Here is a 24,383-nt window from a genome sequence, read left to right as displayed (position 1 = left end):
GTCAATAGCATAAATAAAACGCACCGCACTTAAAATCACAAGCATGCCGGATGCTCAGATGGCTATTTGTGCAAACTTTACCCAAAGAGCTGTACACAAATATTGCCAACGAAGTCTCACTACTTAGTTTCAGCTCCCTTACGGCTCATAATTTTACTCGCAATCCCTTGGACTGTGCCTTTTAACAAGCTACGCTTGTTTTCAAGACGCGGTAAGGGTCGGCTTAATTCCATAGCTTTGTAACCAATACGCGCTGTAAATATACCGGCACTAACACCTTGTGCAGCTCGCCCTGAAAGCTTGCCTAATAATTCAGCACTGAGTGCCGTGGCGGCTAAATCAGATACGAGCTCTGCACTGCCTACAAACATTACTTGCTTAATAAGCATGCGGTAAAGTTTAATACGGCTGGCATAACCAAAGCCAATGCCATATATGCGGCCTATTTGCTCTATTAATTTAGTGCCACGCCACAGCACAGCCATCATATCCACCAGCGCAATTGGGCTTAGGGCAACTAATAAAGCTGACTCTGTTGCAAAACGGTTTATTAACTTTTTAGCTTGATTGTCTTGCGTTATCAGTAAGCTATTCGCGTACAGAGACATTATTTCTTTGTCACTGTGGTGCGTAGCGACCTGATTTTTAAAGTTTTCGAAATTATCTAATTGCTGATGTTTATTAAGCTTTTCAAGCCAAGGTATCGCCCCGCCTACCTGCTCACTATTGAGCAAACGGTTAGCTTCATGGCGGTGCAGCTGATTACGCTTTAAGCTGCGTAACATTCTATATTCACGCCACAATAAACGCGATATCAGTAGTACACCGGTTATTACAGCGGTTAAGTACACCCCACCTAAAATAACTGACTGCTGAAACGTCAATACAATTGAAAATGCGAACTCAAGTAATATTAAAACAATAAAGCTCAGTGCAAATAGGCCTTTAAGGGTTTGCCACTTAGACTTTTTATATACAGGCTCAATATCGATTTCAGGTTCAATTAGCTCGTCTCTATCTTTGCTAGGCTGCTCACTTTGTCCCTGCTCTACGACTTTAGCCGCTAATAAATCTGGTTCATTTTGCTCAATATTTTGGGCATTAATACGACGCCCAGCCTGAAATTGGTGTGTTGACTCACTCATGTTAACTTATCTCCTAACAAGTACTGCATCACATGGTCTAAGCGAATGTGCTTAAGCTGTTGATCTGGGCTTGGCATAGGTGCAAATGATAAAAACTCAAACCCATGTGCTGGCCACTCACTTTTTTTGAGCATTCTGCTCGGCGGCTGAGGAGGCAGGTAAGTTAACCACTGTTGTTCATTTAATGGCTTGCCATAGATACAGTCGAGTGTTTGCCCCTTATCAACCACTTGGCGGGACACAGTAGCAGCAATTGATGACATCGCCAGTGTTTCTATTTTAACCCCATCAAATTTTAAGTGATTGCTTTGCTCTTTAACTAACGAATCGAGTAACAATGCAAGATCTTTGTGATGCTTCGCACTGATGTGATCGGACTTATTAGCAGCAAATAATATTTTATCTATATTAGGTTTAAACAAGCGTTTAAAAAAACCAGAATCACCATAGCTAAAGTGTGACAATAACTGATTGATCACTCGACTTTGCTCAGCCAACGTTTCATAACCTTCATTTAATGCACTCAGTACATCTACCAAGACGATTTGACGGTCAAAATGGCGAAAATGCTCATTATAAAAAGGTTTAACGACTTCTTTTACGTAAGCATCAAAACGTTTAATTAAATGCGCTAAGTTAGAACCCGCTACTACATCGTCACTGATTTTTTCAGGACTAATTGGAAAAAATAGTAATAATGGTGCACCTTGCAAGTCACCCGGCATTAACATCCGCCCAGGCTGTAACATGGCAAGCTTAGTGTCTTTTTTTAGCCCTACCAACATGGTTTGATAACATCGTGCAATATCAGCCAGTGCGTTTTCATCTACCGGTGCATCTAAATCAAGCAGCTCTATGGATTGTAAAAATTCAGCTGAGCTTTGATCACGTGGCGTTTGACTAAGTAATGGATATTGTTGCTCGCACCACTGTTCAAAGCTTTGCGCGAGCATAGGTAGGTCAAGCAACCACTCACCAGGATAGTCAATAATATCTAAATACAGCGTCGATTGGGGTGAGAAATGACCGCGCAGACCCGCGTTGCTTTGGTATTTAATCGCCAAACGTAAAGTATTTATTCGCTCGGTAGAAGCGGGCCATGCAGGGTCGCCTTCACTTGGTAGTAAAGCACTTATTGCACGGTTGTAATCAAAAGTGGGAACATTTAATGCCTCTTGCGGCACAATTTTAGTAGCAATGTGGCGGTGTTCACGCATTACATCGAAAAAAGGTAAGTTGTTGTCATTCGCCTGAGAGGTTAAATGCTTAACTAACGCGCTAATAAACGCCGTTTTACCACTGCCGCTCAGCCCTGTTACGGCAAGTTTAACGTGTTGATCTAAACTACGGTGCAGGGCTTTTTGTGCTTTGCCTTTAACGCTTTTAAAGGTCTTTTTTGCAAATGATTGGCTCATAAAGTGTTTTGCACCTTAGTTGCCGTCATTGATCAGGCTGCAAACAAGGTGCTTATTAATCCTTTAAAGTTTATTAATTTCACGGCTGACCGTAAACTCGCTTGAAGTAACGTAGCGTTCCATGTTTTGAAGGCGGCTATCTACACGGGTCAATCGCTCTTTTAAGTCTTGAAGCGCACGACGCGGTGGCTCGCCTTTTTGCCATACTTTAAATTTTACTTCTAGCGGATCACCGCCATAGGTTGATTGTGTTTTATTTACAGTACTGGGTTGTTTTTTATCTAAAATAAACCACGCTGCAATATACGCTACCACAAATAATGGGCCACCGGTTAGTAGTACAGCACTAACAAAAATAATGCGAACTAACCATAACTCCATATTAAAGTAGTCACTTAATCCCGCACATACACCGGCAATTTTACCGCGTTGTGGGTCTCTTAATAATTCGCGTTTGGTGTTCATACTTTTTGTCTCCACTGTGGTGACTCTTGATCAAGTAAAGCTTCTAATGTCTCGATTCTATCAGTCATTTTTTCAGCTTTTTGAGCAAGTTCCAATAACTGGTGATGCTCATGCTCGCTTAACCCTTGGCTTACCTGCTTTTTGCTTCGGTAGTGTAAAATTAACCACAGTGGTGCAACAAAAATCATAAACAAGATAAAGGGTGCAATTAGTATCTCTGGATCAAACATAATCCTCTCCTGACAATCCGTATTCAATGTTGATGTCAGGGGCACAAGGCCCCTGTTTTATATTTATTTATTCGAGAGTTTCTTTTTAAGTTCAGCTAACTCGTCGTCAATTTTTTCATTCTTTTGTAAATCAGCAATTTCATCTGCTAACGTTTGTTTACCCAAATCGTAAGACTCTATTTGAGATTCTAGCCCATCAATTTTGGTTTCGTAACGTTCAAAACGATTAAGTGCATCATCCACTTTAGAACTATCAAGTGCTTTTTTAACCTCAAGGCGCGACTCAGCCGAGCGTTGACGTAAAATAATAGCTTTTTGACGTGCTTTAGCATCCGCTAGTTTCTCTTGTAGCGTAGTCACTTCTTGCTGTAGTTTCTCGATATGAGATTCTACATGATCAAGTTCACTTTCTACTGCAGCGACTGCATCGGCTGATTTTTGCTTTTCAAGTAAAGCTGAGCGAGCTAAATCATCACGATCTTTGCTCAGTGCTAATTCGGCTTTGTCTTGCCAATCGCTTACTTGAGCTTTTAGTGTATCTACGCGACGTACTAATTCTTTTTTCTCAGCAAGGGTTTTTGCTGACGTAGAGCGTACCTCTACTAGTGTATCTTCCATCTCTTGGATAATAAGACGAACCATTTTTTCAGGATCTTCTGCTTTATCTAAAATGGCATTGATATTAGAATTAACAATGTCTGCAAAACGTGAAAAAATTCCCATAACATATACCTCTATTATTTAATCTAAATGTGTCTGCTATTATTAGTATCAATATGCTTGCCAACTTTTATATTTTTAAAATACCATTTATTTTCAATATGTTAAATGTAAATTACAAATTACTTTTGTTATCCTCCATAATGAAATACACTAACTGTTAGTAAAAATGACTAAGAGTTAGGAAATATGAGTCAATATCGCCAACAGGACAATTTACTTGGCCAATCAGACAGCTTTTTATCGGTACTTGATCAGGTTTCGCAACTGGCTAACCTAGATAAACCCGTACTTATTATTGGTGAACGTGGTACCGGTAAAGAGCTAATTGCAGCACGTTTACACTTTTTATCCAAACGCTGGGATCAAAGTTACGTCAAGCTTAACTGTGCGGCATTGAACGAAAACCTGCTCGAGAGTGAATTATTTGGTCATGAAAGTGGCGCTTTCACAGGCGCAAGTAAACGCCATGAAGGCCGCTTTGAGCGCGCCAATAGTGGTACCTTGTTCTTAGATGAGTTAGCAAATACCTCTGCCATGGTGCAAGAAAAGCTATTAAGAGTGATTGAGTATGGTGAGTTTGAACGTGTTGGCGGCAAGCAAACCGTTAAAGTAGACACTCGCTTAGTCTGTGCAACCAATGAAGACTTACCCCATTTAGCACAACAAGGTGAATTTAGAAGTGATTTACTCGATAGACTCGCGTTTGATGTGATCACCTTACCGCCACTGCGTGAACGTCAAGATGACATTATGTTGCTGGCTGAACAGTTTGCGATGAACATGGCACGAGACCTTGAGTGGGAGCTATTTAGTGGTTTTACCCGCAGTGCACAAGAAAGTTTACTCAGTTATGAGTGGCCGGGTAATGTCCGTGAACTTAAAAATGTGGTAGAACGAAGTCTGTATCGCCACGGCAATGAACATATTCCTGTACATAAAATTATTTTAGACCCATTCGAAAGTCGCTTTAGACCTAAAGCCCGCATAAAACATGCACAAGCACCTGCTATAATACAATCTGAACCGACTACTCATGCACAGCCTATAGAAGCGCCTGTAGCATTGAGTTCAAGTACCAAAGAACCTGAGTTTCCATGCGACTTAAAAACGCTCTCTAATGAATTTGAAATTACATTGATAAAAAAAGCATTAGAACATAGCCAATTTAATCAAAAGAAGACTGCAGAAGTACTTGGTTTAACGTATCATCAACTACGTGGTTATTTGAAAAAATACAATTTGCTAGAATAGTAGAGGTTGTGCGGGTGCATAAATTATTACTTGCTTTAATATCATTGAGCTTAGTAGGTTGCATTGATAGTAAAGAAGAAATCTTAGAAGAAAAAAACCAAGGCCTTGTTTATTGCGCCGAGGCTAACCCTGTGTCGTTTAACCCACAAGTCACAACCACAGGATCGACTATCGATATTATTGCTAACCAGTTATACGACCGGTTAATTAGTATTGACCCCGTGACCGCCGAATTTAAGAGTGAACTTGCCACTGATTGGAAGATCAGTAAAGACGGTAAATCGGTTACCTTCACTTTGCGCAAAGGAGTTAAGTTTCATACCACCTCTTATTTCACTCCTAGCCGTGAATTTAACGCTGATGATGTAATATTTACTTTTAGTCGATTATTCGACGTTTATAATCCTTATCACTTTATTGGCGATGCTAATTACCCTTACTTTCAAAGTGTGGGGATTGACCAGCTAATTCGTAAAATTGTTAGAGTCTCTGATCATCAAGTCCGATTTGAGTTATTTAATGCCGAGAGCAGCTTTTTAGCTAATATGGCGACCGATTTTGCCGTCGTGCTCTCTAAAGAATATGCCATGGCGCTCAAAGCTAATAATCAAGAAAACCTATTTGATCAATACCCGATTGGCACAGGCCCCTATATTTATAAAGAGTACCGACGCGATCATTTAGTGCGCTTTTATAAAAACGCTGATTATTGGAAGCATGAGGTTGCCCTTGAGCAATTGGTGTACGACATTACCCCAAATGGTACCACCCGTATCGCTAAAATATTGACCAAAGAGTGTGATGTAACCGCACACCCGAGTAGTGCCCAATTAAGTATTTTAGCGCAGCGTGATGATATTAACGTTGAAAGAGAAACTAACTTAAATATTGGTTACTGGGCATTTAATACCGAGCGTCCACCGTTTGATAACTTAAAAGTACGTCAAGCATTGGTTCATGCCATTGATATAGATAAAATAATGCAAGCGGTATATTACGGGAATGGACTGCGTGCACAATCTATTCTTCCGCCTACGTCATGGGCATTTGAACTACAAAAAAACATGCCTATTTTTGACCCACAGTTAGCGAAAAAATTATTAACTGAAGCTGGTTTTCCAAAAGGCTTTGATATGAGCATTTGGGCTATGCCGGTAAGCCGTATTTATAACCCCAACGCCCGCAAAATGGCTGAGCTAATGCAAAGTGATTTACGCAAAATTGGCGTTAATGTAAATATTGTAGAATATGAGTGGAACACCTTTATTCAACGTATTGGAGAGCATCGCCACGACAGTGTGTTATTAGGTTGGGCAGCTGATACGCCTGATCCCGATAACTTTTTTAGCCCATTATTAAGTTGTACTGCGACATTCAGCGGCAAAAACCCTGCAAACTGGTGTAACCCTGAATTTGATTTACTGCTAACCAAAGCGTTAGACACCACAGATTTAAATTTACGTAAACAATATTACGACGCAGCACAAAGCATGATCATCAAACAATTGCCTTTACTGCCAATTGCCCATGGCATGCGTTTTCAAGCAAGTAGCGCAGATGTTGAGGGCATTACCTTAGGGCCATTCGGTGCTATTTCGTTGGCTAACGCGAGGAAAAAATAATGATCTTAGATTATATTTTACGCCGCCTCGGACTGTTATTTTTTATGGTGTTGCTACTCAGTATTTTTACCTTTTCGTTGAGTTATTTATTTCCTGGCGATCCGCTCAGTAACTTAAGCGGCATACCAGACACTAACTTTACCCAAAATGCGCAGTTAGAAGAAAAGTACTTATTTAATAGTAACTACTTTATGCAGTACATCGCCTTTGTAGGACGAATTTTACAAGGGGATTGGGGAATGTCATTCGCCTCGGGGAGCAGTGTTTTCGCCCATGTGGTTGATTTAATTCCTGCAACGTTAGAGCTAAGTATCTATGCGTTATTTATTTCGGTGGTAGTGGGTGTGCCTGTCGGTATTTTAGCATCGGCATATAATAAACAATGGCCTGATAAATTTATTAGCTCTACAGCGATGATTGGCTATTCTATGCCGATTTTTTGGCTGGCATTATTATTAATTATGATTTTTTCGCTCAAGCTTGGCTGGTTTCCCATGTCGGGGCGAGTGAGCTTGTTGTATGAGATACCCGCGAGCACAGGATTTATTTTACTTGATATTTTACTCGCTGATTTTCCTTACAATGGTTTGGCCATGTTAGATGCGCTGCATCACCTTACTTTACCTACTATTGTACTTGCTATGTATCCAACCACAGTATTAGTGCGCTTTACTCGCGAATCGATGTTAAAAGTAATGGATCAAAACTTCATTAAAACAGCTCGCGCCAAAGGGCTTACTCGTGGGCAGCTTATTATTCATCACGCCCTAAGAAATGCCTTACTACCGGTTATAAAACAAATAGGTTTGCAGTTTAGTACCTTGATCACCTTAGCGATGATCACTGAAGTTATTTTTTCGTGGCCTGGGATCGGTCGCTGGTTAATAGACAGTATTTATCAACGTGATTATCCCGCCATACAAGGTGGGTTAATGGCCGTCTCTTTATTTATTATTATTGCCACAATTATGGCCGAACTGACCTACACCCTACTCGATCCTCTGTCTCGGAACCAAGCGCATGGCAAAGTTTAACTTATTTTCAGAAGATTCAAATAAATCGCCATTAGCGAGACTCTGGCGAAAGTTTAAAAATAACCACCCTGCACTGGTTGGTTTATGGGTGTTTATTGCCTTTAGCCTGTTAGCGGCTACCGCGCCTTTTCTTGCGCCTTATGGGGTAAATCAACAGCACAGTGATGCACTATTACTGCCTCCCTCGTGGAATGAAATGGGCGATGTACGGTTTATACTTGGCACCGATGATTTAGGCCGAGATGTGCTGTCTCGTTTAATGAATGGCGCCACATATACGTTCGGGTTATCGGTTGTAGCTGCACTGATCACTACTGTTATTGGTGTGTTGGTAGGTACCTTTGCAGGGATCAGTAAAGGCATACGTTCTAGTTTTTTGAACCACTTACTGGATGTAACGCTGTCAATTCCCTCATTGTTACTGGCCATCATTATTATTGCCATACTCGGTCCTGGATTAATGAATACCGTATGGGCAATTATTTTGGCCTTATTACCCCAGTTTATTCATTCAATTAGAAACCTGATAGTTGACGAACTTGGCAAAGATTATGTTACAGCCTACCGCTTAGATGGCGCCTCTAAATGGCATATTTTATCACGCGGGATTTTTCCTAATGTGTATGAATATATTGTAGTTATTTTTACGATGGCGCTTTCTACTGCTATTTTAGATATTGCGGCGTTAGGGTTTTTAAAACTGGGTGCACAGCCGCCGACTACTGAATGGGGCGCAATTTTAGCAGAGAACTTAGGACTTATATATTTAGCACCTTGGACGGTAGCATTGCCGGGCGTCCTGTTATTTTTAGCGGTTCTTTCAACAAACTTAGTGGGCGATGGACTTCGCAAAGTTTTACAAGCGCGTAAGGCCGATTAGATGCAGTTACTAGATATTCGAAATTTAACCATTGAACTTCAAACTTCCGAAACCGCCATTCGCGCTGTTGACCGCGTAAGCTTTAGTTTAAAAGAAGGTGAAGTACACGCTTTAGTGGGCGAATCAGGCTCTGGCAAAAGCTTAATTGCAAAAGCCATCGTCGGCGTGCTTAATGAGCGCTGGGTGATAACCGCAGATAGAATGCATTGGCGTGGTGTTGACTTAATGCGCTTAACACCAGAGCAACGCCGTAAGACGGTTAGCCAAGACATTGCGATGATTTACCAAGACCCCAGTCGCTGTCTAGATCCTACTGCTAAAATATTTAACCAAATCGCTGAAACACTGCCTGAAGTGGCTGCTAAAGGATTTTTCTTAAAACGCAACCGAGAGCGTAAAGACCGTGTTAAAGCCTTAATACATAAAGTAGGTATTAAAAATCATGAAGCGGTGCTTGATAGTTACCCGCATGAGCTCTCTGAGGGCGTATGCCAAAAGGTCATGATAGCCATGGCGATTGCCCGCACACCTAAGTTGTTAATAGCAGATGAGCCAACAACCGCACTAGAAAGCACCACCCGAGCACAGGTGTTTAGATTATTAAAAAGTTTAAATCAGCTAAAGAACATGTCTATTTTGATGATCTCTCATGAGCTGGAAGAAATTGTTAATTGGTCGCATGGTATTCATGTGTTGTACTGCGGTCAAATGGTTGAAGCAGGTCCAACACACCGTATTTTTAGCCAACCTCGTCATCCGTATACGCAGGCTTTACTAAAAAGCCTGCCCGATTATGAGCATGGCTTAGCCCATAAAGAACCCTTTTATGCGCTTAAAGGCACTATTCCAACATTACAACATTTACCGATTGGTTGTCGACTCGGTCCACGTTGCCCACAAGCACAAAAAGAATGTGTGGTTGCGCCTAAACTTTCAAAGCATCATGGTCATAGCTACGCCTGTCACTTCCCGCTGATCAAGGAAATAAAATAATGCAGCCACTGTTAAAAGTTCAAGCCTTATCAAAAACCTTTAACATGCGAGCGGGTCTGTTTAGCCGTAAAAAGTTTGATGTTTTAAAAAATATCTCATTTTGTATTGGTAAAGGTGAAACAATTGCCATTATTGGTGAAACAGGCTCAGGAAAAAGTACCCTGGCTAAATTATTAGTGGGTGCATACAGTGCCGATAGCGGGCAGATATTATTAGAGAATAACACCATAGAAAACAATGGTAATCGTGATGCGCAGTGTCGTTTTATCCGAATGATTTTTCAAGACTCCGCCACCTCATTGAACCCAGCAGTGACCATTGCTGAAATGCTCGATGATTGCCTAAAGTTCAATACTGATTTTGATAAAACTCAACGTAGTGAAAAAATTGGTAGTACGCTGCTTAAAGTGGGTCTACTGGTCGATCATCAGCAATACTATCCGCATATGTTTAGTGTGGGGCAATTACAGCGTGTAGCGCTCGCTCGCGCGCTTATATTAGATCCTAAGGTTGTTGTACTCGATGAGGCACTTTCATCGCTTGACCCTTCTGTAAGAGCGCAAATAGTAAACCTATTACTTAAACTACAGCTTGAAACTGGATTAACCTATATTTTGATCACCCATCATTTAAGTTTAGTGCGCCATATTAGCGACCAGTTAGTGGTACTCAATAAAGGTGAAATAGTTGAATACGGCGCTACAGAAACTATTTTTCAAAACCCGCAGTCAAAGGTTACCCAGCGCTTATTGAGTTGTTAATGTCTAAACAAACAAAAAAGGCGCCAATTGGCGCCTTTTTTAATTTAGCTATTACTTATTCAGCTACTTGAGCTGCTTTTGGTACATTAAGCTCTGCTTGTTGCTTAAGCGATTCAATGAATACCGTATAGTTTTTCTGCGCTTGCGCCATAGTAATGTTTTGCTTCATTTGTGGCTCAATGTTGTCACTCACTGGTGCATCATTTACCGCTTTAAGCGCAACAATCGCTGCATCGCCATTATTTAAGTTAACCATATCATATACAGCCGCATCACTAGGATGTGCCATTTTGAATACTTGGGTAACAATAGCAGGTGAAACAGCAAAGCTTTCACGAGTTAGTTGCGACTCTTGACGAACGTTTAGTGATTGCTCAGCAGCCACATCGTTTAAGCTCTTGCCTTCTTTTACTTGTGCAAATAACGTGCGTGCTTTTTCTTTTGCAAGGTCTGATGCCTTTTCATTCATTAAGCGTGTTTTAATTTGCTCACTTACCTCGCTTAATGCTTTCGTTGCCGCAGGTTGGTGCTCATTTACACGCACCACAATCACATGCTCATTACCAAGCTCAATTACTTCTGAATTGACTTTATCTTCTAACAGTTCAACTGATGATAAAGCAGTCACAACCGCTGGATTATTAAGCGGCTCAGGAAGCGCGCTAAGCGCTAGTAAAGAAGTAGATTGTACTTCTACACCCGCCACTTCAGCAGCATCGTCTAAGCGATCAGAAATCTCAAAGGCTAATGCCCCCATTTCAGTTTGCTTCTCGTAAAACGCATCTACTTTTTCAGCTTGCTCAAGTTCAGCACGTAAGTCAGCTTTAACCTCATCGAACGGTTTAACTTGTTGAGTTTGTAGATCAGTTAATTTGATGATGTGATAACCAAACTCAGAGGCAACAACGTCAGAGTAATCACCTTTGTTTTGCAATGCGAACGCTGCATCTTCAAAAGCTGGTTCCATAACATCACGTTCAATCCACTCTAAATCGCCCCCCATTTCTGCACTAACAATGTCATCTGACGATGTCTCTGCTAGCTCAGCAAAATCAGCACCAGCGTTAAGCTGGGCAAGTAACGACTCAGCTTTCGCTTTAGCCGCATCATCATCTTCGCTATTGTCGATTAGAATATGCGATACACGACGCTTTTCTGGTTCAACATATTGCGCTTTACTCTGCTCGTAATATGCTTTTACATCGTCTTCGCTTACCGATGCAACATCAATATCATCTGCATTTAGTTCGATGTAATTAACTGAAATTAATTCAGGTGATAAAAATTGACCTGCGTTTAATTCATAGTAATCCGCAACTTCTTGCTCTGTAACTTCAACATCAGCTTGCATTGCTTGTTTATCAATTACTAAATAATCAATGCTTCGTGTTTGCTGTTGCAACGCAATGGCTGATTTAAGCTCATTTGGCAGCGCAAAATCAGTACCCGCAACGGCAGATACTAACTGGCTACGCGTCATATCATCACGCAGGTATTCACGAAATGCGTCAGGTTGAAAATTCATTTGACGAATAACTTGTAAATAACGGTCGTTATTAAACTTATCGCCAATTTTAAAATAAGGTAGCTCTAAAATTGTTTTACGAACGCTTTCATCACTTACGCGCAAACCAAGCTCGGCAGCTAACTGACTTTGTAATTCTTGTTGTACTAAACGGTCAATCACACCTTGACGGATTTGAGCCATGTAAGTTGGATCAGCTGCTATTTGGGTAAAGTACTCACCAAATTGTTGTTCTAAGCGGCTACGTTCATTTTGAAACGCACGGCTAAATTCTGTTTGGCTAATTTTAATTCCATTTACTTCAGCAACGGGTTGTTCTGTGGTTTGACCTAAGTAACTACCGATCCCAGCTAAGGCAAAAGATAAAATCACCGCGCCTAAAATGACTTTGGCTACCGGCCCTTGCGAACCTTCTCTGATTTTCTCAAGCATTTGTTTATCTCTTTTCTGAGCAAGGTATTTTCTACCTTGTCATATGTAAAAAAAGCGTATCTTACCAGATACGCTTTTTCACTTGAAGTAACTGGCGGTGAAGTAACTTAATTTATCGATTGCAATAATTAAGCGTCTCTTTACTCGCCATAACTAATTTGTTTACACAGTGATTAGTTTACTGCGTCTTTAAGCGCTTTACCGGCTTTAAAAGCTGGGATGTTAGCTGCAGCAATTTGAATCGTTTCACCAGTTTGTGGGTTACGACCTGCACGAGCAGCACGCTCACGTACAGAGAAAGTACCAAAACCAACAAGTGCAACTGAGTCGCCATCTTTTAGCGCGCCAGATACAGATTCGATGAATGAATCTAGTGCACGACCTGCAGCCGCTTTAGAAATGTCAGCATCAGCTGCGATTTGATCGATTAATTGAGATTTATTCACAATATCATCCTCTTTCATTGTTGTTATCAAGAGCGATTGTTTTTTAAACTAACATCACTGTTTTGAAATTTTTGAGCAATTTTTTTAAAGCTCACATGATTATATTTTTCTTAAGCCTAGGCCCGGCAAGGGCTAGGCTTGAAAACCAGTGCTTAACTTATCATACCGTTTAGATTTGAAAAGCCCCTAAAAGCACTTTTTTTGGCTTTTTTACTGCTTTTTCGGTGTTTCGACTGAAAAACTATCAACTGGATGCACTAAAGCAAGCTTCAATACTTCGTCAATCCACGTAACTGGGTGAATCTCAAGACCCGCCAATACGTTGTCAGGTATCTCTTTTAAGTCACGTTCGTTAATTTTAGGGATCACCACCGTTTTAATACCACCACGATGAGCCGCTAATAATTTCTCTTTTAAGCCACCAATAGGCAGTACTTCACCACGTAGGGTAATCTCACCCGTCATGGCCACATCAGAGCGCACTGGATTGCCCGTTAGGCTTGAAACCAAACAAGTAACCATTGCGATACCCGCACTTGGACCATCTTTAGGGGTTGCGCCCTCAGGTACATGCACGTGAATATCACGTTTTTCATAAAAGTCGCTATTAATACGTAGCTCATCAGCACGATTACGCACAACAGTCATTGCCGCTTGAATCGACTCTTGCATTACATCGCCTAACGAGCCGGTGTAAGTCAATTTGCCTTTACCTGGTACTGCAGCACATTCAATCGTTAGTAAGTCACCGCCTACTTCTGTCCATGCTAGGCCAGTTACTTGGCCTATACGGTCGCCATCTTCTGCTTTACCGTAATCAAAGCGTTGCACACCTAAGTACTCTTCAAGGTTATCTGCATCGATAGTGACCGTTTTGGTGTCTTTTTCCATTAAGATATTTTTAACCGCTTTACGGCATAATTTAGACACTTCACGCTCTAAGTTACGAACGCCCGCTTCACGCGTGTAATATCGAATAATACCGATAATGGCACTGTCAGCAATTTCAACTTCTTTCTCTTTTAAGCCATTACGCTTAACTTGCTTTGGAATTAAATGTTCTTTAGCTATATTTAATTTTTCATCTTCGGTATAACCGGCTAAACGAATAACTTCCATACGGTCCAATAAAGGCCCAGGAATATTAAAGCTATTAGAGGTAGCAACAAACATTACATCAGATAAGTCGTAATCGACTTCTAGGTAATGATCAGCAAAATGGCTGTTTTGCTCAGGATCAAGTACTTCAAGTAAAGCTGATGCAGGGTCTCCACGCATATCCGCTGACATTTTATCAATTTCATCTAACAAGAATAACGGGTTTTTAACGCCCACTTTAGTCATGTTTTGAATCAATTTACCAGGCATAGAGCCAATATAAGTACGACGATGACCACGTATCTCAGCTTCATCACGTACACCACCCAGTGCCATACGAATGTACTTACGGCCAGTTGAACGCGCAATAGATTGCCCAAGAGAGGTTTTACCTACCCCTGGCGGCCCAACTAAACACAAAATAGGCCCTTTAAGCTTATTAGTACGCTGCTGTACCGCGAGGTATTCAATAATACGCTCTTTAACTTTATCAAGCCCGTAGTGATCGCTATCTAGTATTTTTTGCGCGCCTGCTAAATCTTTTTTCACTTTAGAGCGTTTTTTCCACGGTACGTTGATTAACGTATCTATGTATGAGCGAACAACACTAGCTTCTGCCGACATCGGCGACATCATTTTAAGTTTGTTAAACTCTGCCGTGGCTTTTTCTTTCGCTTCGTTAGGCATACCTGACTCTTCGATGCGTTTTTTTAGCGCTTCGAATTCATCTGGCACATCGTCAATTTCGCCAAGCTCTTTTTGAATCGCTTTCATTTGCTCATTGAGGTAATACTCGCGCTGCGATTTTTCCATCTGCTTTTTAACGCGGGTACGAATTTTTTTCTCAACTTGCAGTAAGTCTATTTCACCTTCCATCAACGCCATTAAGTACTCTAAGCGCTCCGTAACACTTGATATTTCAAGTACTTTTTGTTTTTCAGGCACTTTTAATGGCATATGCGCAGCCATGGTATCAGCAAGACGCGCGGGCTCATCAATACCAGAGACCGAGGTCATCACTTCAGGTGGGATTTTTTTATTTAATTTTACGTAGCCTTCAAACTGGCTTAATGCACTGCGAATAAAAATATCTTGCTCTTGTTCATTCACTGAATCAGATTCAATAAACTGAGCATTGGCAACAAAGAAGTCTTCGTTATCAACAAACTCTTCGATATTTGCACGCTGCGTGCCTTCAACTAATACTTTTACTGTACCATCGGGTAGCTTTAATAATTGAAGTACAGTCGCAATTGTCCCTACACGATAAATATCGTCTTTCTCAGGCTCGTCTACAGTTGCATCTTTTTGTGCAACTAAGAAAATTTGTTTGTCTTTATCCATTGCCGCTTCAAGGCATTTTATTGATTTTTCACGGCCTACAAAAAGCGGGATCACCATGTGTGGATACACCACTACATCGCGCAGTGCTAGCACAGGGATTTCGACTCGATCGTTTCTCTCAAGCGTCATTGTATTTTCTCTTTGCACTTCATTTATTTAAAGATTACTCAAGTATATGGGGATAACCTAATTAAAGTTCAACAATTTTTGCCAACTCGATTAAATTAATTATAAAAAAAGGAGCCATTGGCTCCTTTTTTTTACAACTTGCTCAGAATTTAATCTGCCGCGGCTTGTTCTTGATTACTGCTGTCATAAATCAAGATTGGGTCAGACTCACCTTTAATAACGGTTTCATCAACAACCACTTTACTTACGTTATCAATTGAAGGCAGCTCATACATAGTATCAAGCAATACACCTTCTACGATTGAACGCAGGCCACGTGCACCGGTTTTACGTTCCATTGCTTTGTGAGCAATAGCACGTAGTGCATCATCACGAAATTCAAGCTCAACGTCTTCCATCCCAAACAATACTGAAAATTGCTTAGTAATAGCGTTTTTAGGCTCACTTAAAATTTGTACCAGTGCAGCTTCATCAAGTTCAGTCAATGTAGCAACAACAGGTAAACGGCCAATAAACTCTGGAATTAAACCATATTTCACTAAATCTTCTGGCTCAACATCTTTAAATGTTTCACTTAAAGAGCGGCTCGCTGCCGACTCTTTAACGTTAACGCCAAAACCAATGCCAGTATTTTTGTGGCTACGCTGTTCAATAACTTTATCAAGACCAGCAAATGCACCACCACAAATAAACAGAATTTTAGAAGTGTCTACTTGCAGGAACTCTTGCTGTGGATGTTTACGTCCACCTTGTGGCGGAACAGAAGCAACGGTACCTTCAATCAATTTAAGTAAGGCTTGTTGTACACCTTCACCTGATACATCACGGGTGATTGATGGGTTATCTGATTTACGTGAAATTTTGTCAATTTCATCAATGTAAACAATACCACGTTGTGCTTTTTCTACGTCGTAGTCACATTTTTGTAAAAGCTTTTGAATGATGTTTTCAACATCTTCACCCACATAACCGGCTTCGGTTAACGTGGTGGCATCGGCCATTGTAAACGGCACATCTAGCAAACGTGCTAACGTTTCAGCTAGTAGTGTTTTACCACTCCCCGTTGGACCAATTAATAAAATATTACTTTTACCTAGTTCAACGTCTTGTTTAGTTGATTGGTTGCGTAAACGCTTGTAGTGATTGTAAACCGCTACAGACAACACTTTTTTCGCATGCTCTTGGCCAATTACGTAGTCGTCTAAGTGGTTACGAATTTCTTTTGGCACAGGTAATTTGTCAGCGGCATCATGCTTAGGCGCGATGTCTTTAATTTCTTCCCTGATAATATCATTACACAGCTCTACACATTCATCACAAACGTATACTGAAGGTCCTGCAATTAATTTTCGAACTTCATGCTGGCTTTTGCCGCAAAAAGAGCAGTATAACAATTTATTACTTTTGTCGCCGTCTGTAGGAGTGTCAGACATTCAGCTACCTCATTTTATTACGTTGGCCACCAAAGTCTTGGTGGCTATTTTAATACGCTTTAACTATACCAAAATTTAGGCTTTTTCGCATAGTAACTCTCATTAGCAAGCATTACTGCTTGCAGGCATACTTACTTGCTACCGCGATTAGTAAATACTGAGTCAACAATACCGTAATCTACAGCTTGGCTTGCACTCATAAAGTTATCACGGTCTGTATCACGTGAAACAACATCAAGCGGTTGGCCAGTATGCTCAGCCATTAAGCGATTTAATTTGTCTTTAATAGACAGGATTTCTTTCGCGTGTATTTCAAAATCAGATGCTTGACCTTGGAATCCACCTAATGGTTGGTGAATCATTACACGTGAATTAGGTAAACAAAAACGTTTACCCTTTGCACCACCAGATAGTAAAAACGCACCCATGCTAGCCGCTTGGCCCACACAAATAGTACTTACATCAGGTTTGATGAAATTCATTGTATCGTAAATAGCCATTCCCGCAGTGACCGAGCCACCCGGTGAATTGATATATAAGAAGATATCTTTATCTGGGTTCTCTGATTCTAAGAAAAGCATTTGCGCTAAAATCAGATTTGCCATGTTGTCTTCAACTTGGCCCGTTAAAAAGATAATACGCTCTTTTAATAGTCTCGAATAAATATCAAACGAGCGCTCGCCTTTAGCTGTTTGCTCAACAACCATTGGTACTAATGCGTTTAGGGGATCTGTCATACCAGTGTTCATACTTATTTAATTCCTTATGCGCTTATACTTATTCTAAGAAAAGCATAATGATCATTTTTAGCTAATTAAGAACCACAAACTAAAATGGCCCGGGCACACTGCATAAACAGAGTAACACGAGCCATTTAATCGTTAGCGAGCGCTTAAGTCAATGACTTATTATGCACCTTGCTGTGGATTCATGATGTCATCAAATGCTTTTTCAACATCAGTCACAGTTGCTTTAGCTAAAATAGCTTCAACAGCTTGCTCTTCCATTGCTACATTACGCATTTGTTGCATTAGTTGATCATTTGCTTTGTAGTATTCTACTACTTCAGTTGGATCTTCGTATGCAGATGCTACAGTAGCGATAAGTGCTTCAACTTTAGCGTCATCAACTTTGATGTCGTTTGCTTTGATCACTTCGCCTAATAATAGGCCAGTTTTAACTCGTGTAACTGCTTGCTCATGGAACAATTCAGCTGGAAGCTCAGGCATATTTTGACCGTTACCACCAAAACGTTGAGCAGCTTGCTCACGTAAAGCGTCAACTTCTTGGTCGATTAATGCTTTAGGCACTTCAACTTCGTTTTGCTCTAAAAGACCTTTGATTGCTTGGTCTTTTACGTTAGCTTTAACCGCTTGGTCTAGCTCACGTGTCATGTTCTTTTTAACTTCTTCTTTAAGCGCGTCTACGCCGCCTTCGGCAACACCGAATTTAGTTGCAAACTCATCGCTTAATTCAGGTAATTCTTGCGCTTCAACTTTTTTCACTGTGATAGTGAATTGAGCCGCTTTACCTTTTAAGTTTTCAGCGTGGTAATCTTCAGGGAAGTTTACGTCAGCAACAACTTCTTCGCCTGCTTTTTTGCCTACGATGTTGTCTTCAAAACCTGGGATCATACGACCTTGGCCAAGTTCTAATGGGAAATCTTCAGCTTTGCCGCCTTCGAATTCTTCACCGTCGATAGTACCAACGAAATCAACCGTTACACGGTCGTTTGCGCCAGCAGCTGCATCAACGTCAGCCCAAGAAGCGTGTTGCTTACGAAGTGTCTCTAGCATGTTTGCTAAATCTTCGTCAGTTACTTCTACCGCTGGTTTTTCAACAGCAATTTTATCTAAACCTTGAACTTCAACTTCAGGGTAAACTTCAAATGTTGCTGAGAACTCTAAATCTTTACCTGCTTCAAGTGCTTTTGGAGCAAATGTAGGTGCGCCAGCAGGGTTAATTTTTTCAGCAACAATTGCTTCAATGTAATTACGTTGCATTACTTCGCCAGCAACTTCTTGACGAACAGCTGGTCCGAAACGCTTGTTGATTACTGATACTGGAACTTTACCAGCACGGAAACCGTCGATACGCTGCGTTTTTGACAGTTGTTGTAAGCGTTTTTTTACTTCGGTCTCAACGTTCTCTGCAGGAACGGTGATGGTCAGACGGCGCTCAAGGCCTTGAGTCGTCTCAACAGAAACTTGCATGATTTACCTCAATATTCAATTTTGGCGACTTTTCGCCTTCATTACAAACAAAGTAATCTATAGGCGTCTTGATAAAATTCAAGCCTTAGAGCTTAAAAAAATCCGTCGCTACCAGGAGATACCATTGCTGCTCTGCCCTAAGGGCACTATATTTTTAAACAAATAGACGCGGCATTATAACCTAATATTCATGATAGTCGAGTGTGGGGGGCAATTATTTGGGGTAGTTAAAGGCAGATAACGACTAAGCGAATAAAAAACAGGCTAATTAAACTGTATAGAATGAATAGGAGAAAAAAAATAGAGTTATTTAAGATAAAATAGAGATTCAGAATATGTGACTTAAGGGAAAATGGTCGGCGATGCAGGATTTGAACCTGCGACCCCTTGGACCCAAACCAAGTGCGCTACCAAACTGCGCTAATCGCCGATATAGATATTTTCTCGAATACTTAAACTTAGGATTTAAGACCACCTACAAGAAAGTGGTCGGCGATGCAGGATTTGAACCTGCGACCCCTTGGACCCAAACCAAGTGCGCTACCAAACTGCGCTAATCGCCGATATTCTTTTTTGTAAATTGGGGTGACTGATGGGGCTCGAACCCACGACAACCGGAATCACAATCCGGGGCTCTACCAACTGAGCTACAATCACCACTGCATTACAGTGTTTTCAAAATGGCGCACCCAGAAGGATTCGAACCTTCGACCGACGCCTTAGAAGGGCGTTGCTCTATCCAGCTGAGCTATGGGCGCATCGAAAACTTCATAGTTCACTAGTAAGTTAAATTGTTATGAGTAAACATAAAAATGGTCGGCGATGCAGGATTTGAACCTGCGACCCCTTGGACCCAAACCAAGTGCGCTACCAAACTGCGCTAATCGCCGATACTTACTATTGTCTGCGAGTGACCTCGTTGACAACGGGGTGCATAATAGTGATTTGACCGGGTTAGGTCAAACGTTTTTTTAAGAAAACAAATCAATTGCTCATTTTTAGTTCATAATGGTCAAATATTACGATACAGGGATAAAATTTAAACTCTTTTTTATAATCCGGGGGGTTATAATTTAAAAGCAACTTGGCGCTCACCCGCTTTTCTGCGAAAATAGTCGCCATATTAAAAAATGAGTAAGGTGAAGGTCTTTTTCTTTATCGGCATTTTAACCCCTATATATGCATTCGTTTTTTAAATGTATCGGTATCAAGTTAATTAACCTAATTAAAGGTCACCCATGACGGCAAACATCATTGATGGTAAAGCAGTAGCAAAACAAGTACGTAGCGCAGTGGCTGAACGAGTTTCAGAACGTGTTGCACAAAACCTTAGAGCCCCAGGATTAGCTGTGGTGCTTGTTGGACAAGACCCAGCAAGCCAAGTTTACGTTGGTTCAAAGCGTAAAGCCTGTGAAGAAGTGGGTTTTATTTCTAAATCATTTGATTTACCCGCAGACACAACAGAGCAAGCGCTATTAGCATTAATTGATGAATTGAATGTTGATGGCGAAGTTGACGGTATTTTAGTACAACTTCCTTTACCTGCAGGCCTAGATGCAGAAAAAATTCTTGAGCGTATTACCCCGCATAAAGATGTTGATGGCTTTCATCCTTATAACATTGGTCGTTTGGCGCAGCGAATGCCTGCCCTTCGCCCATGTACGCCAAAGGGTATTATCACCTTATTAGATTCAACGGGTGTGCGTTACAAAGGCATGCACGCAGTGGTTGTGGGCGCCTCTAATATTGTGGGCCGCCCTATGTCACTTGAATTATTGTTAGCTGGCTGTACGACTACTGTTTGCCATAAGTTCACGCAAGATTTAGAAACCCATGTTCGCCGTGCTGACTTACTGGTTGTTGCTGTAGGCAAACCAGAGTTTATTCCTGGTGATTGGATAAAAGAAGGCGCAATTGTTATTGATGTGGGTATTAACCGTTTAGACAACGGTAAATTAGTGGGTGACGTTGAGTACGCCGTTGCAGAACAAAAAGCTGACTTTATTACTCCTGTACCAGGCGGTGTAGGCCCGATGACAGTTGCCAGCTTAATTGAAAATACATTAGAAGCGTGTGAGAAATATCACAGCTAATAAACAAAAATAAAGCAATGAAGAGCCCGCTTAATTGCGGGCTTTTTGTATCATCATTCTTCGTTTTATTAAGTCCAAGCCTTGTGGCAAAACCGAAAACACAATCATCAATAACATAATTGCATATTGCCAACTTGCATACTGCTCGTTAATTAATATTCCTGCACATAAAATACCGGCAATTGGGTTGGCTATAGTGCCAAAAGTAAATTCAACTACTGACATTCGCCCTAATAACCAAACATATAGGATGTAAGCCAAAGCAGTATTAGGGACCACCAGCCAAAATAACGCCAGCCATTGCGTGGTATTTATTGATGCAGTTAAAAATTGATACTGCTGAGGGGCAAAATAAAAAGCTTGAACCATAGCCGCAATTGCTAGCAAACTGCCACCAATGATTAGCTGCCACGTGAGTACCGTCCACCAGTGTACTTTAGCCGTTACTTTTTTTACCAGCGTACTGCCTATAACAATAGTTAATAGTGCCCCTATCAGCGCCAAAACCCCCAAAACATTAAGTGCTACATGTTGTGGATCAAATAAGCGCCATGCTAAAACCACCAAAGCAAGCGCACAAAAACCTTGCACCAGCGCTGGCTGTTGTCGCTTTACAAGCCATGCATATAATAATGCAACCACAGGGACGGATACCATTCCCACGCCTGCGATAGCTGCTGGTAGGTTAATTGCCATTACAAAAATAAAGCTAAAAAATAACGCAATATTAATTGTGCCGATCAGAAAAATGCCTGGCCATTGTTTAGCCGTTGGCCAAGAAGGTTTAAACAGCAACAACAATAAACCGGCAGGAAGTGCGCGTATGGCACCTAATAAGATTGGTGGCCACTCTGGGGTTGCGTACTTAGTCACTGCATAAGTCGTGCCCCATAAAAAAGCAGGGATCATGGCAAGTAAAATATTCATTAATTTTCCATTTTTAAATTGATGAATGCGAGTTTAAAACCTCAACTATGATTGAGGTCAACAGCGTCAATTTTATTAAAAACATAATCAATTTAATGCAATTGATATAACCAAAAAAGGGTTACCCTATGGTAACCCTTTTTTTGTGATCAGCGCGTTATGGCTAAATCTGCCAAGGTCGACAAACCCTATGCTTTACGCCACGTTGTTTTTCCCGCTGAATCTTCAAGTATTACACCCAGTGCATTTAAAGCATCGCGAGCTTCATCTGCTGCAGCCCAATTTTTACTGGCACGTGCGTCATTACGTTTTACTATCAGTGCCTCAATTTCAGCCACTTCATCGTCGTTTTGACCGCCTTGTAAAAATGCCTCTGGTGCTTGCTGAGCAATACCAAGTATTTCACCTAAGCTGCGTAGAACAAAGGCTAAATGTCCTGCTTTTTCGCTATCACTTTCTTTTACTCGGTTTAGCTCTTTAGCAACTTCAAATACAACCGGTAATGCTTCTGGCGAATTAAAGTCATCATTCATAGCTTTTCTAAACTTAGCTACATACTCATTACCCTCAAGCTCACATTCAACTGGCTCAACACCACGTAATGCCGTGTAAATACGCTCAAGTGATGAACGTGCTTGGTCTAAGTTTTCTTGCGAGTAATTAAGTTGACTGCGGTAATGGCCAGAAATTAAAAAGTAGCGAACCGACTCAGCATCGTATTGCTTTAATACTTCACGAACGGTAAAAAAGTTATCTAATGATTTAGACATCTTTTCTTTGTTCACTTGAACCATACCGGTGTGGATCCAAGTATTAACGTATTGGCCGTTGTTAGCACAGCATGATTGCGCAATTTCGTTTTCGTGGTGCGGAAACTGTAGGTCTGAACCACCACCATGAATATCAAAGTGCTCACCTAGGTGCTTTGAACTCATTGCTGAACATTCTATGTGCCAACCAGGGCGCCCCTCTCCCCAAGGTGATGACCACGATGGCTCCCCTGCTTTAGCTTTTTTCCATAAAACAAAATCAAGAGGATCGTCTTTATCTTGTGCTACTTCCACACGTGAGCCCGATTGCAGCATGGTTAAATCTTGCTGTGAAAGTGCCCCGTATTGCTCAAAGGTTGATACATCAAATAAAACGTCGCCATCGGCTGCAACATAAGCATGGCCTTTGGCAATCAAACGCTCAACCATAGCAATAATTTCATCCATGTGACCTGTAACCGTTGGCTCTACATCAGGACGTAGCATATTTAAACTGTCAAAGTCTTCATGCATGGCTTTAGTCATACGCACGGTTAAGTCGTTAATCGCCTCACCGTTTTCATTTGCGCGCTTGATAATTTTATCATCAACATCGGTAATATTACGTACGTACTTTAAGTCGTAACCTAAATGACGAAGATAGCGAACAATTACATCAAAACCCACAAATGTGCGTGCATGGCCAATGTGACAGTAATCATAAATGGTGATACCACACACATACATGTCGATTTTTCCATCGACCATAGGTTTAAATTGTTCTTTTTGGCGTGTCAGTGTGTTGTATATTTGTACCATTTAGTTGCTTTCCTTCACGATTAACAGAAAAGCTATGTTACCACTTGCTAAGCATGGGCTCTAGCGGTTTATAACAAACATAACATCTACTTTGTTAATCTGAGTCAACTACGATAAAATAGCACCAATATTTAAACCAGCTATAGGAAACCTCATGGTTGTTCTACACACAAACTTTGGTGATATCACCATTAAAATGCACGAAAGCGAAGCTCCAAATACAGTAAAAAACTTTTTAGAGTATGCAAACTCAGGTTTTTATAACGGCACTATTTTTCACCGTGTAATTGATGGTTTTATGGTTCAAGGCGGTGGTTTTGCATCGGGCATGGAACAAAAAGAAGTAAACGACCCAATTGAAAATGAAGCTAACAACGGCCTATCTAACAAAGTAGGTACTTTAGCAATGGCGCGTACGCCTGATCCACACTCAGCTACAGCGCAATTTTTCATTAACGTGAATAACAACGACTTTTTAAACCACAGCAGCGAAACGTCGCAAGGTTGGGGTTACTGTGTGTTTGCTGAAGTAGTAGAAGGCATGGACGTAGTAAATAAAATCAAAGGTGTTGCTACAGGTAGCAATGGTTTCCACCAAGATGTACCACTTGAAGATGTGGTAATTGAAAGTGTAACTGTAAGCTAAAACCCCCTTA

At 41.0% G+C, this 24,383-nt stretch carries 21 protein-coding genes and 5 tRNA genes; 8 read left to right on the top strand and 18 right to left on the bottom strand.

What is annotated here, in order from left to right; genetic code table 11:
* Window positions 1-119: 119 nt before the first annotated feature.
* From PUND_RS06790 to pspA, 5 genes are all read right to left on the bottom strand, one after another.
* On the bottom strand, window positions 120-1,145 hold the full coding sequence (locus tag PUND_RS06790) for a TIGR01620 family protein (RefSeq protein WP_010388097.1): 1,026 nt from the start codon (window positions 1,143-1,145) through the stop codon (window positions 120-122).
* On the bottom strand, window positions 1,142-2,560 hold the full coding sequence (locus PUND_RS06785; RefSeq protein ID WP_010388095.1) for a YcjX family GTP-binding protein: 1,419 nt from the start codon (window positions 2,558-2,560) through the stop codon (window positions 1,142-1,144). The genes PUND_RS06790 and PUND_RS06785 overlap by 4 nt, the downstream gene beginning before the upstream one ends.
* Window positions 2,561-2,623: 63 nt before the next feature.
* Window positions 2,624-3,025: an envelope stress response membrane protein PspC gene (gene pspC, locus PUND_RS06780; protein WP_010388092.1), complete on the bottom strand. Its 402-nt coding sequence runs from the start codon at window positions 3,023-3,025 to the stop codon at window positions 2,624-2,626.
* Window positions 3,022-3,255: an envelope stress response membrane protein PspB gene (gene pspB, locus PUND_RS06775; RefSeq protein ID WP_010388090.1), complete on the bottom strand. Its 234-nt coding sequence runs from the start codon at window positions 3,253-3,255 to the stop codon at window positions 3,022-3,024. Before pspB ends, pspC begins: the two co-directional genes overlap by 4 nt.
* Window positions 3,256-3,318: 63 nt before the next feature.
* Window positions 3,319-3,978 carry a phage shock protein PspA gene (gene pspA, locus PUND_RS06770; protein ID WP_010388087.1) on the bottom strand — a complete coding sequence of 220 codons (660 nt, stop codon included), beginning with the start codon at window positions 3,976-3,978 and terminating at the stop codon, window positions 3,319-3,321.
* 186 nt (window positions 3,979-4,164) lie between these two features.
* On the opposite strand from pspA, the gene pspF reads away from it, so the two are divergent.
* The 6 genes from pspF to PUND_RS06740 are packed head-to-tail and all read left to right on the top strand — an operon-like array spanning window position 4,165 to window position 10,519.
* Entirely contained in the window at window positions 4,165-5,229 is a 1,065-nt protein-coding gene (gene pspF, locus PUND_RS06765) for a phage shock protein operon transcriptional activator (protein WP_010388085.1), read from the top strand.
* A 14-nt stretch (window positions 5,230-5,243) separates the two neighbouring features.
* A complete protein-coding gene (locus PUND_RS06760; protein ID WP_010388083.1) occupies window positions 5,244-6,851 on the top strand; it encodes an ABC transporter substrate-binding protein in 1,608 nt (535 codons plus the stop codon).
* On the top strand, window positions 6,851-7,885 hold the full coding sequence (locus PUND_RS06755) for an ABC transporter permease (protein ID WP_010388081.1): 1,035 nt from the start codon (window positions 6,851-6,853) through the stop codon (window positions 7,883-7,885). The genes PUND_RS06760 and PUND_RS06755 overlap by 1 nt, the downstream gene beginning before the upstream one ends.
* Window positions 7,872-8,765, top strand: a complete 894-nt coding sequence (locus PUND_RS06750; protein WP_010388079.1) for an ABC transporter permease subunit — start codon at window positions 7,872-7,874, stop codon at window positions 8,763-8,765. Before PUND_RS06755 ends, PUND_RS06750 begins: the two co-directional genes overlap by 14 nt.
* A complete protein-coding gene (locus PUND_RS06745; RefSeq protein ID WP_010388077.1) occupies window positions 8,766-9,758 on the top strand; it encodes a peptide ABC transporter ATP-binding protein in 993 nt (330 codons plus the stop codon).
* Window positions 9,758-10,519 carry an ATP-binding cassette domain-containing protein gene (locus PUND_RS06740; protein WP_010388073.1) on the top strand — a complete coding sequence of 254 codons (762 nt, stop codon included), beginning with the start codon at window positions 9,758-9,760 and terminating at the stop codon, window positions 10,517-10,519. Before PUND_RS06745 ends, PUND_RS06740 begins: the two co-directional genes overlap by 1 nt.
* Before the next feature lie 55 nt (window positions 10,520-10,574).
* On the opposite strand, the gene PUND_RS06735 is transcribed toward PUND_RS06740, so the two are convergent.
* The 11 genes from PUND_RS06735 to PUND_RS06685 all read right to left on the bottom strand — a co-directional run bounded on the left by PUND_RS06735 (window position 10,575) and on the right by PUND_RS06685 (window position 20,029).
* On the bottom strand, window positions 10,575-12,476 hold the full coding sequence (locus PUND_RS06735; protein ID WP_010388071.1) for a SurA N-terminal domain-containing protein: 1,902 nt from the start codon (window positions 12,474-12,476) through the stop codon (window positions 10,575-10,577).
* A 173-nt stretch (window positions 12,477-12,649) separates the two neighbouring features.
* On the bottom strand, window positions 12,650-12,949 hold the full coding sequence (locus PUND_RS06730) for an HU family DNA-binding protein (RefSeq protein ID WP_256872136.1): 300 nt from the start codon (window positions 12,947-12,949) through the stop codon (window positions 12,650-12,652).
* Between the two features lie 183 nt (window positions 12,950-13,132).
* Entirely contained in the window at window positions 13,133-15,493 is a 2,361-nt protein-coding gene (lon, locus tag PUND_RS06725; protein ID WP_008467545.1) for an endopeptidase La, read from the bottom strand.
* A 149-nt stretch (window positions 15,494-15,642) separates the two neighbouring features.
* Window positions 15,643-16,926, bottom strand: coding sequence for an ATP-dependent protease ATP-binding subunit ClpX (gene clpX / locus PUND_RS06720; protein ID WP_010388064.1), 1,284 nt, complete (start codon window positions 16,924-16,926; stop codon window positions 15,643-15,645).
* Window positions 16,927-17,057: 131 nt separating this feature from the next.
* Window positions 17,058-17,675 carry an ATP-dependent Clp endopeptidase proteolytic subunit ClpP gene (clpP, locus tag PUND_RS06715; protein ID WP_008111041.1) on the bottom strand — a complete coding sequence of 206 codons (618 nt, stop codon included), beginning with the start codon at window positions 17,673-17,675 and terminating at the stop codon, window positions 17,058-17,060.
* A gap of 159 nt (window positions 17,676-17,834) precedes the next feature.
* Window positions 17,835-19,139: a trigger factor gene (gene tig, locus PUND_RS06710; RefSeq protein WP_010388062.1), complete on the bottom strand. Its 1,305-nt coding sequence runs from the start codon at window positions 19,137-19,139 to the stop codon at window positions 17,835-17,837.
* 353 nt (window positions 19,140-19,492) lie between these two features.
* Window positions 19,493-19,569, bottom strand: a tRNA-Pro gene (locus PUND_RS06705).
* 56 nt (window positions 19,570-19,625) lie between these two features.
* Window positions 19,626-19,702 (bottom strand) — tRNA-Pro (locus PUND_RS06700).
* A gap of 18 nt (window positions 19,703-19,720) precedes the next feature.
* Window positions 19,721-19,796: transfer RNA gene (locus tag PUND_RS06695), tRNA-His, on the bottom strand.
* A 24-nt stretch (window positions 19,797-19,820) separates the two neighbouring features.
* A tRNA-Arg gene (locus PUND_RS06690) sits at window positions 19,821-19,897 on the bottom strand.
* 55 nt (window positions 19,898-19,952) lie between these two features.
* Window positions 19,953-20,029: transfer RNA gene (locus PUND_RS06685), tRNA-Pro, on the bottom strand.
* Window positions 20,030-20,377: 348 nt separating this feature from the next.
* Between PUND_RS06685 and folD the strand changes: the two genes are divergently transcribed.
* Window positions 20,378-21,232 carry a bifunctional methylenetetrahydrofolate dehydrogenase/methenyltetrahydrofolate cyclohydrolase FolD gene (folD, locus tag PUND_RS06680; protein ID WP_008111045.1) on the top strand — a complete coding sequence of 285 codons (855 nt, stop codon included), beginning with the start codon at window positions 20,378-20,380 and terminating at the stop codon, window positions 21,230-21,232.
* A gap of 30 nt (window positions 21,233-21,262) precedes the next feature.
* Here folD and PUND_RS06675 read toward each other — a convergent pair whose 3' ends face one another.
* Both PUND_RS06675 and cysS read right to left on the bottom strand, forming a co-directional pair.
* Window positions 21,263-22,159: a DMT family transporter gene (locus tag PUND_RS06675; RefSeq protein WP_010388061.1), complete on the bottom strand. Its 897-nt coding sequence runs from the start codon at window positions 22,157-22,159 to the stop codon at window positions 21,263-21,265.
* Window positions 22,160-22,347: 188 nt separating this feature from the next.
* On the bottom strand, window positions 22,348-23,727 hold the full coding sequence (cysS, locus tag PUND_RS06670; RefSeq protein ID WP_008111049.1) for a cysteine--tRNA ligase: 1,380 nt from the start codon (window positions 23,725-23,727) through the stop codon (window positions 22,348-22,350).
* Between the two features lie 154 nt (window positions 23,728-23,881).
* Here cysS and PUND_RS06665 point away from each other — a divergent pair, with 154 nt between their 5' ends.
* Entirely contained in the window at window positions 23,882-24,373 is a 492-nt protein-coding gene (locus tag PUND_RS06665) for a peptidylprolyl isomerase (RefSeq protein ID WP_008111051.1), read from the top strand.
* Window positions 24,374-24,383 lie beyond the last annotated feature (10 nt).

The sequence above is a fragment of the Pseudoalteromonas undina genome, from assembly GCF_000238275.3.
In the GTDB taxonomy this organism is placed as follows: domain Bacteria; phylum Pseudomonadota; class Gammaproteobacteria; order Enterobacterales; family Alteromonadaceae; genus Pseudoalteromonas; species Pseudoalteromonas undina.
This window is presented reverse-complemented; position numbering and strand designations above follow the sequence as displayed.

Bases quoted from the DNA above. Each gene is read 5' to 3' on its own strand.
- PUND_RS06790 (WP_010388097.1), bottom strand. From the start codon at position 1,145: ATGAGTGAGTCAACACACCAATTTCAGGCTGGGCGTCGTATTAATGCC.
- PUND_RS06785 (WP_010388095.1), bottom strand. From the start codon at position 2,560: ATGAGCCAATCATTTGCAAAAAAGACCTTTAAAAGCGTTAAAGGCAAA.
- pspC (WP_010388092.1), bottom strand. From the start codon at position 3,025: ATGAACACCAAACGCGAATTATTAAGAGACCCACAACGCGGTAAAATT.
- pspB (WP_010388090.1), bottom strand. From the start codon at position 3,255: ATGTTTGATCCAGAGATACTAATTGCACCCTTTATCTTGTTTATGATT.
- pspA (WP_010388087.1), bottom strand. From the start codon at position 3,978: ATGGGAATTTTTTCACGTTTTGCAGACATTGTTAATTCTAATATCAAT.
- pspF (WP_010388085.1), top strand. From the start codon at position 4,165: ATGAGTCAATATCGCCAACAGGACAATTTACTTGGCCAATCAGACAGC.
- PUND_RS06755 (WP_010388081.1), top strand. From the start codon at position 6,851: ATGATCTTAGATTATATTTTACGCCGCCTCGGACTGTTATTTTTTATG.
- PUND_RS06750 (WP_010388079.1), top strand. From the start codon at position 7,872: ATGGCAAAGTTTAACTTATTTTCAGAAGATTCAAATAAATCGCCATTA.
- PUND_RS06745 (WP_010388077.1), top strand. From the start codon at position 8,766: ATGCAGTTACTAGATATTCGAAATTTAACCATTGAACTTCAAACTTCC.
- PUND_RS06740 (WP_010388073.1), top strand. From the start codon at position 9,758: ATGCAGCCACTGTTAAAAGTTCAAGCCTTATCAAAAACCTTTAACATG.
- PUND_RS06735 (WP_010388071.1), bottom strand. From the start codon at position 12,476: ATGCTTGAGAAAATCAGAGAAGGTTCGCAAGGGCCGGTAGCCAAAGTC.
- lon (WP_008467545.1), bottom strand. From the start codon at position 15,493: ATGACGCTTGAGAGAAACGATCGAGTCGAAATCCCTGTGCTAGCACTG.
- clpX (WP_010388064.1), bottom strand. From the start codon at position 16,926: ATGTCTGACACTCCTACAGACGGCGACAAAAGTAATAAATTGTTATAC.
- clpP (WP_008111041.1), bottom strand. From the start codon at position 17,675: ATGAACACTGGTATGACAGATCCCCTAAACGCATTAGTACCAATGGTT.
- tig (WP_010388062.1), bottom strand. From the start codon at position 19,139: ATGCAAGTTTCTGTTGAGACGACTCAAGGCCTTGAGCGCCGTCTGACC.
- folD (WP_008111045.1), top strand. From the start codon at position 20,378: ATGACGGCAAACATCATTGATGGTAAAGCAGTAGCAAAACAAGTACGT.
- PUND_RS06675 (WP_010388061.1), bottom strand. From the start codon at position 22,159: ATGAATATTTTACTTGCCATGATCCCTGCTTTTTTATGGGGCACGACT.
- cysS (WP_008111049.1), bottom strand. From the start codon at position 23,727: ATGGTACAAATATACAACACACTGACACGCCAAAAAGAACAATTTAAA.
- PUND_RS06665 (WP_008111051.1), top strand. From the start codon at position 23,882: ATGGTTGTTCTACACACAAACTTTGGTGATATCACCATTAAAATGCAC.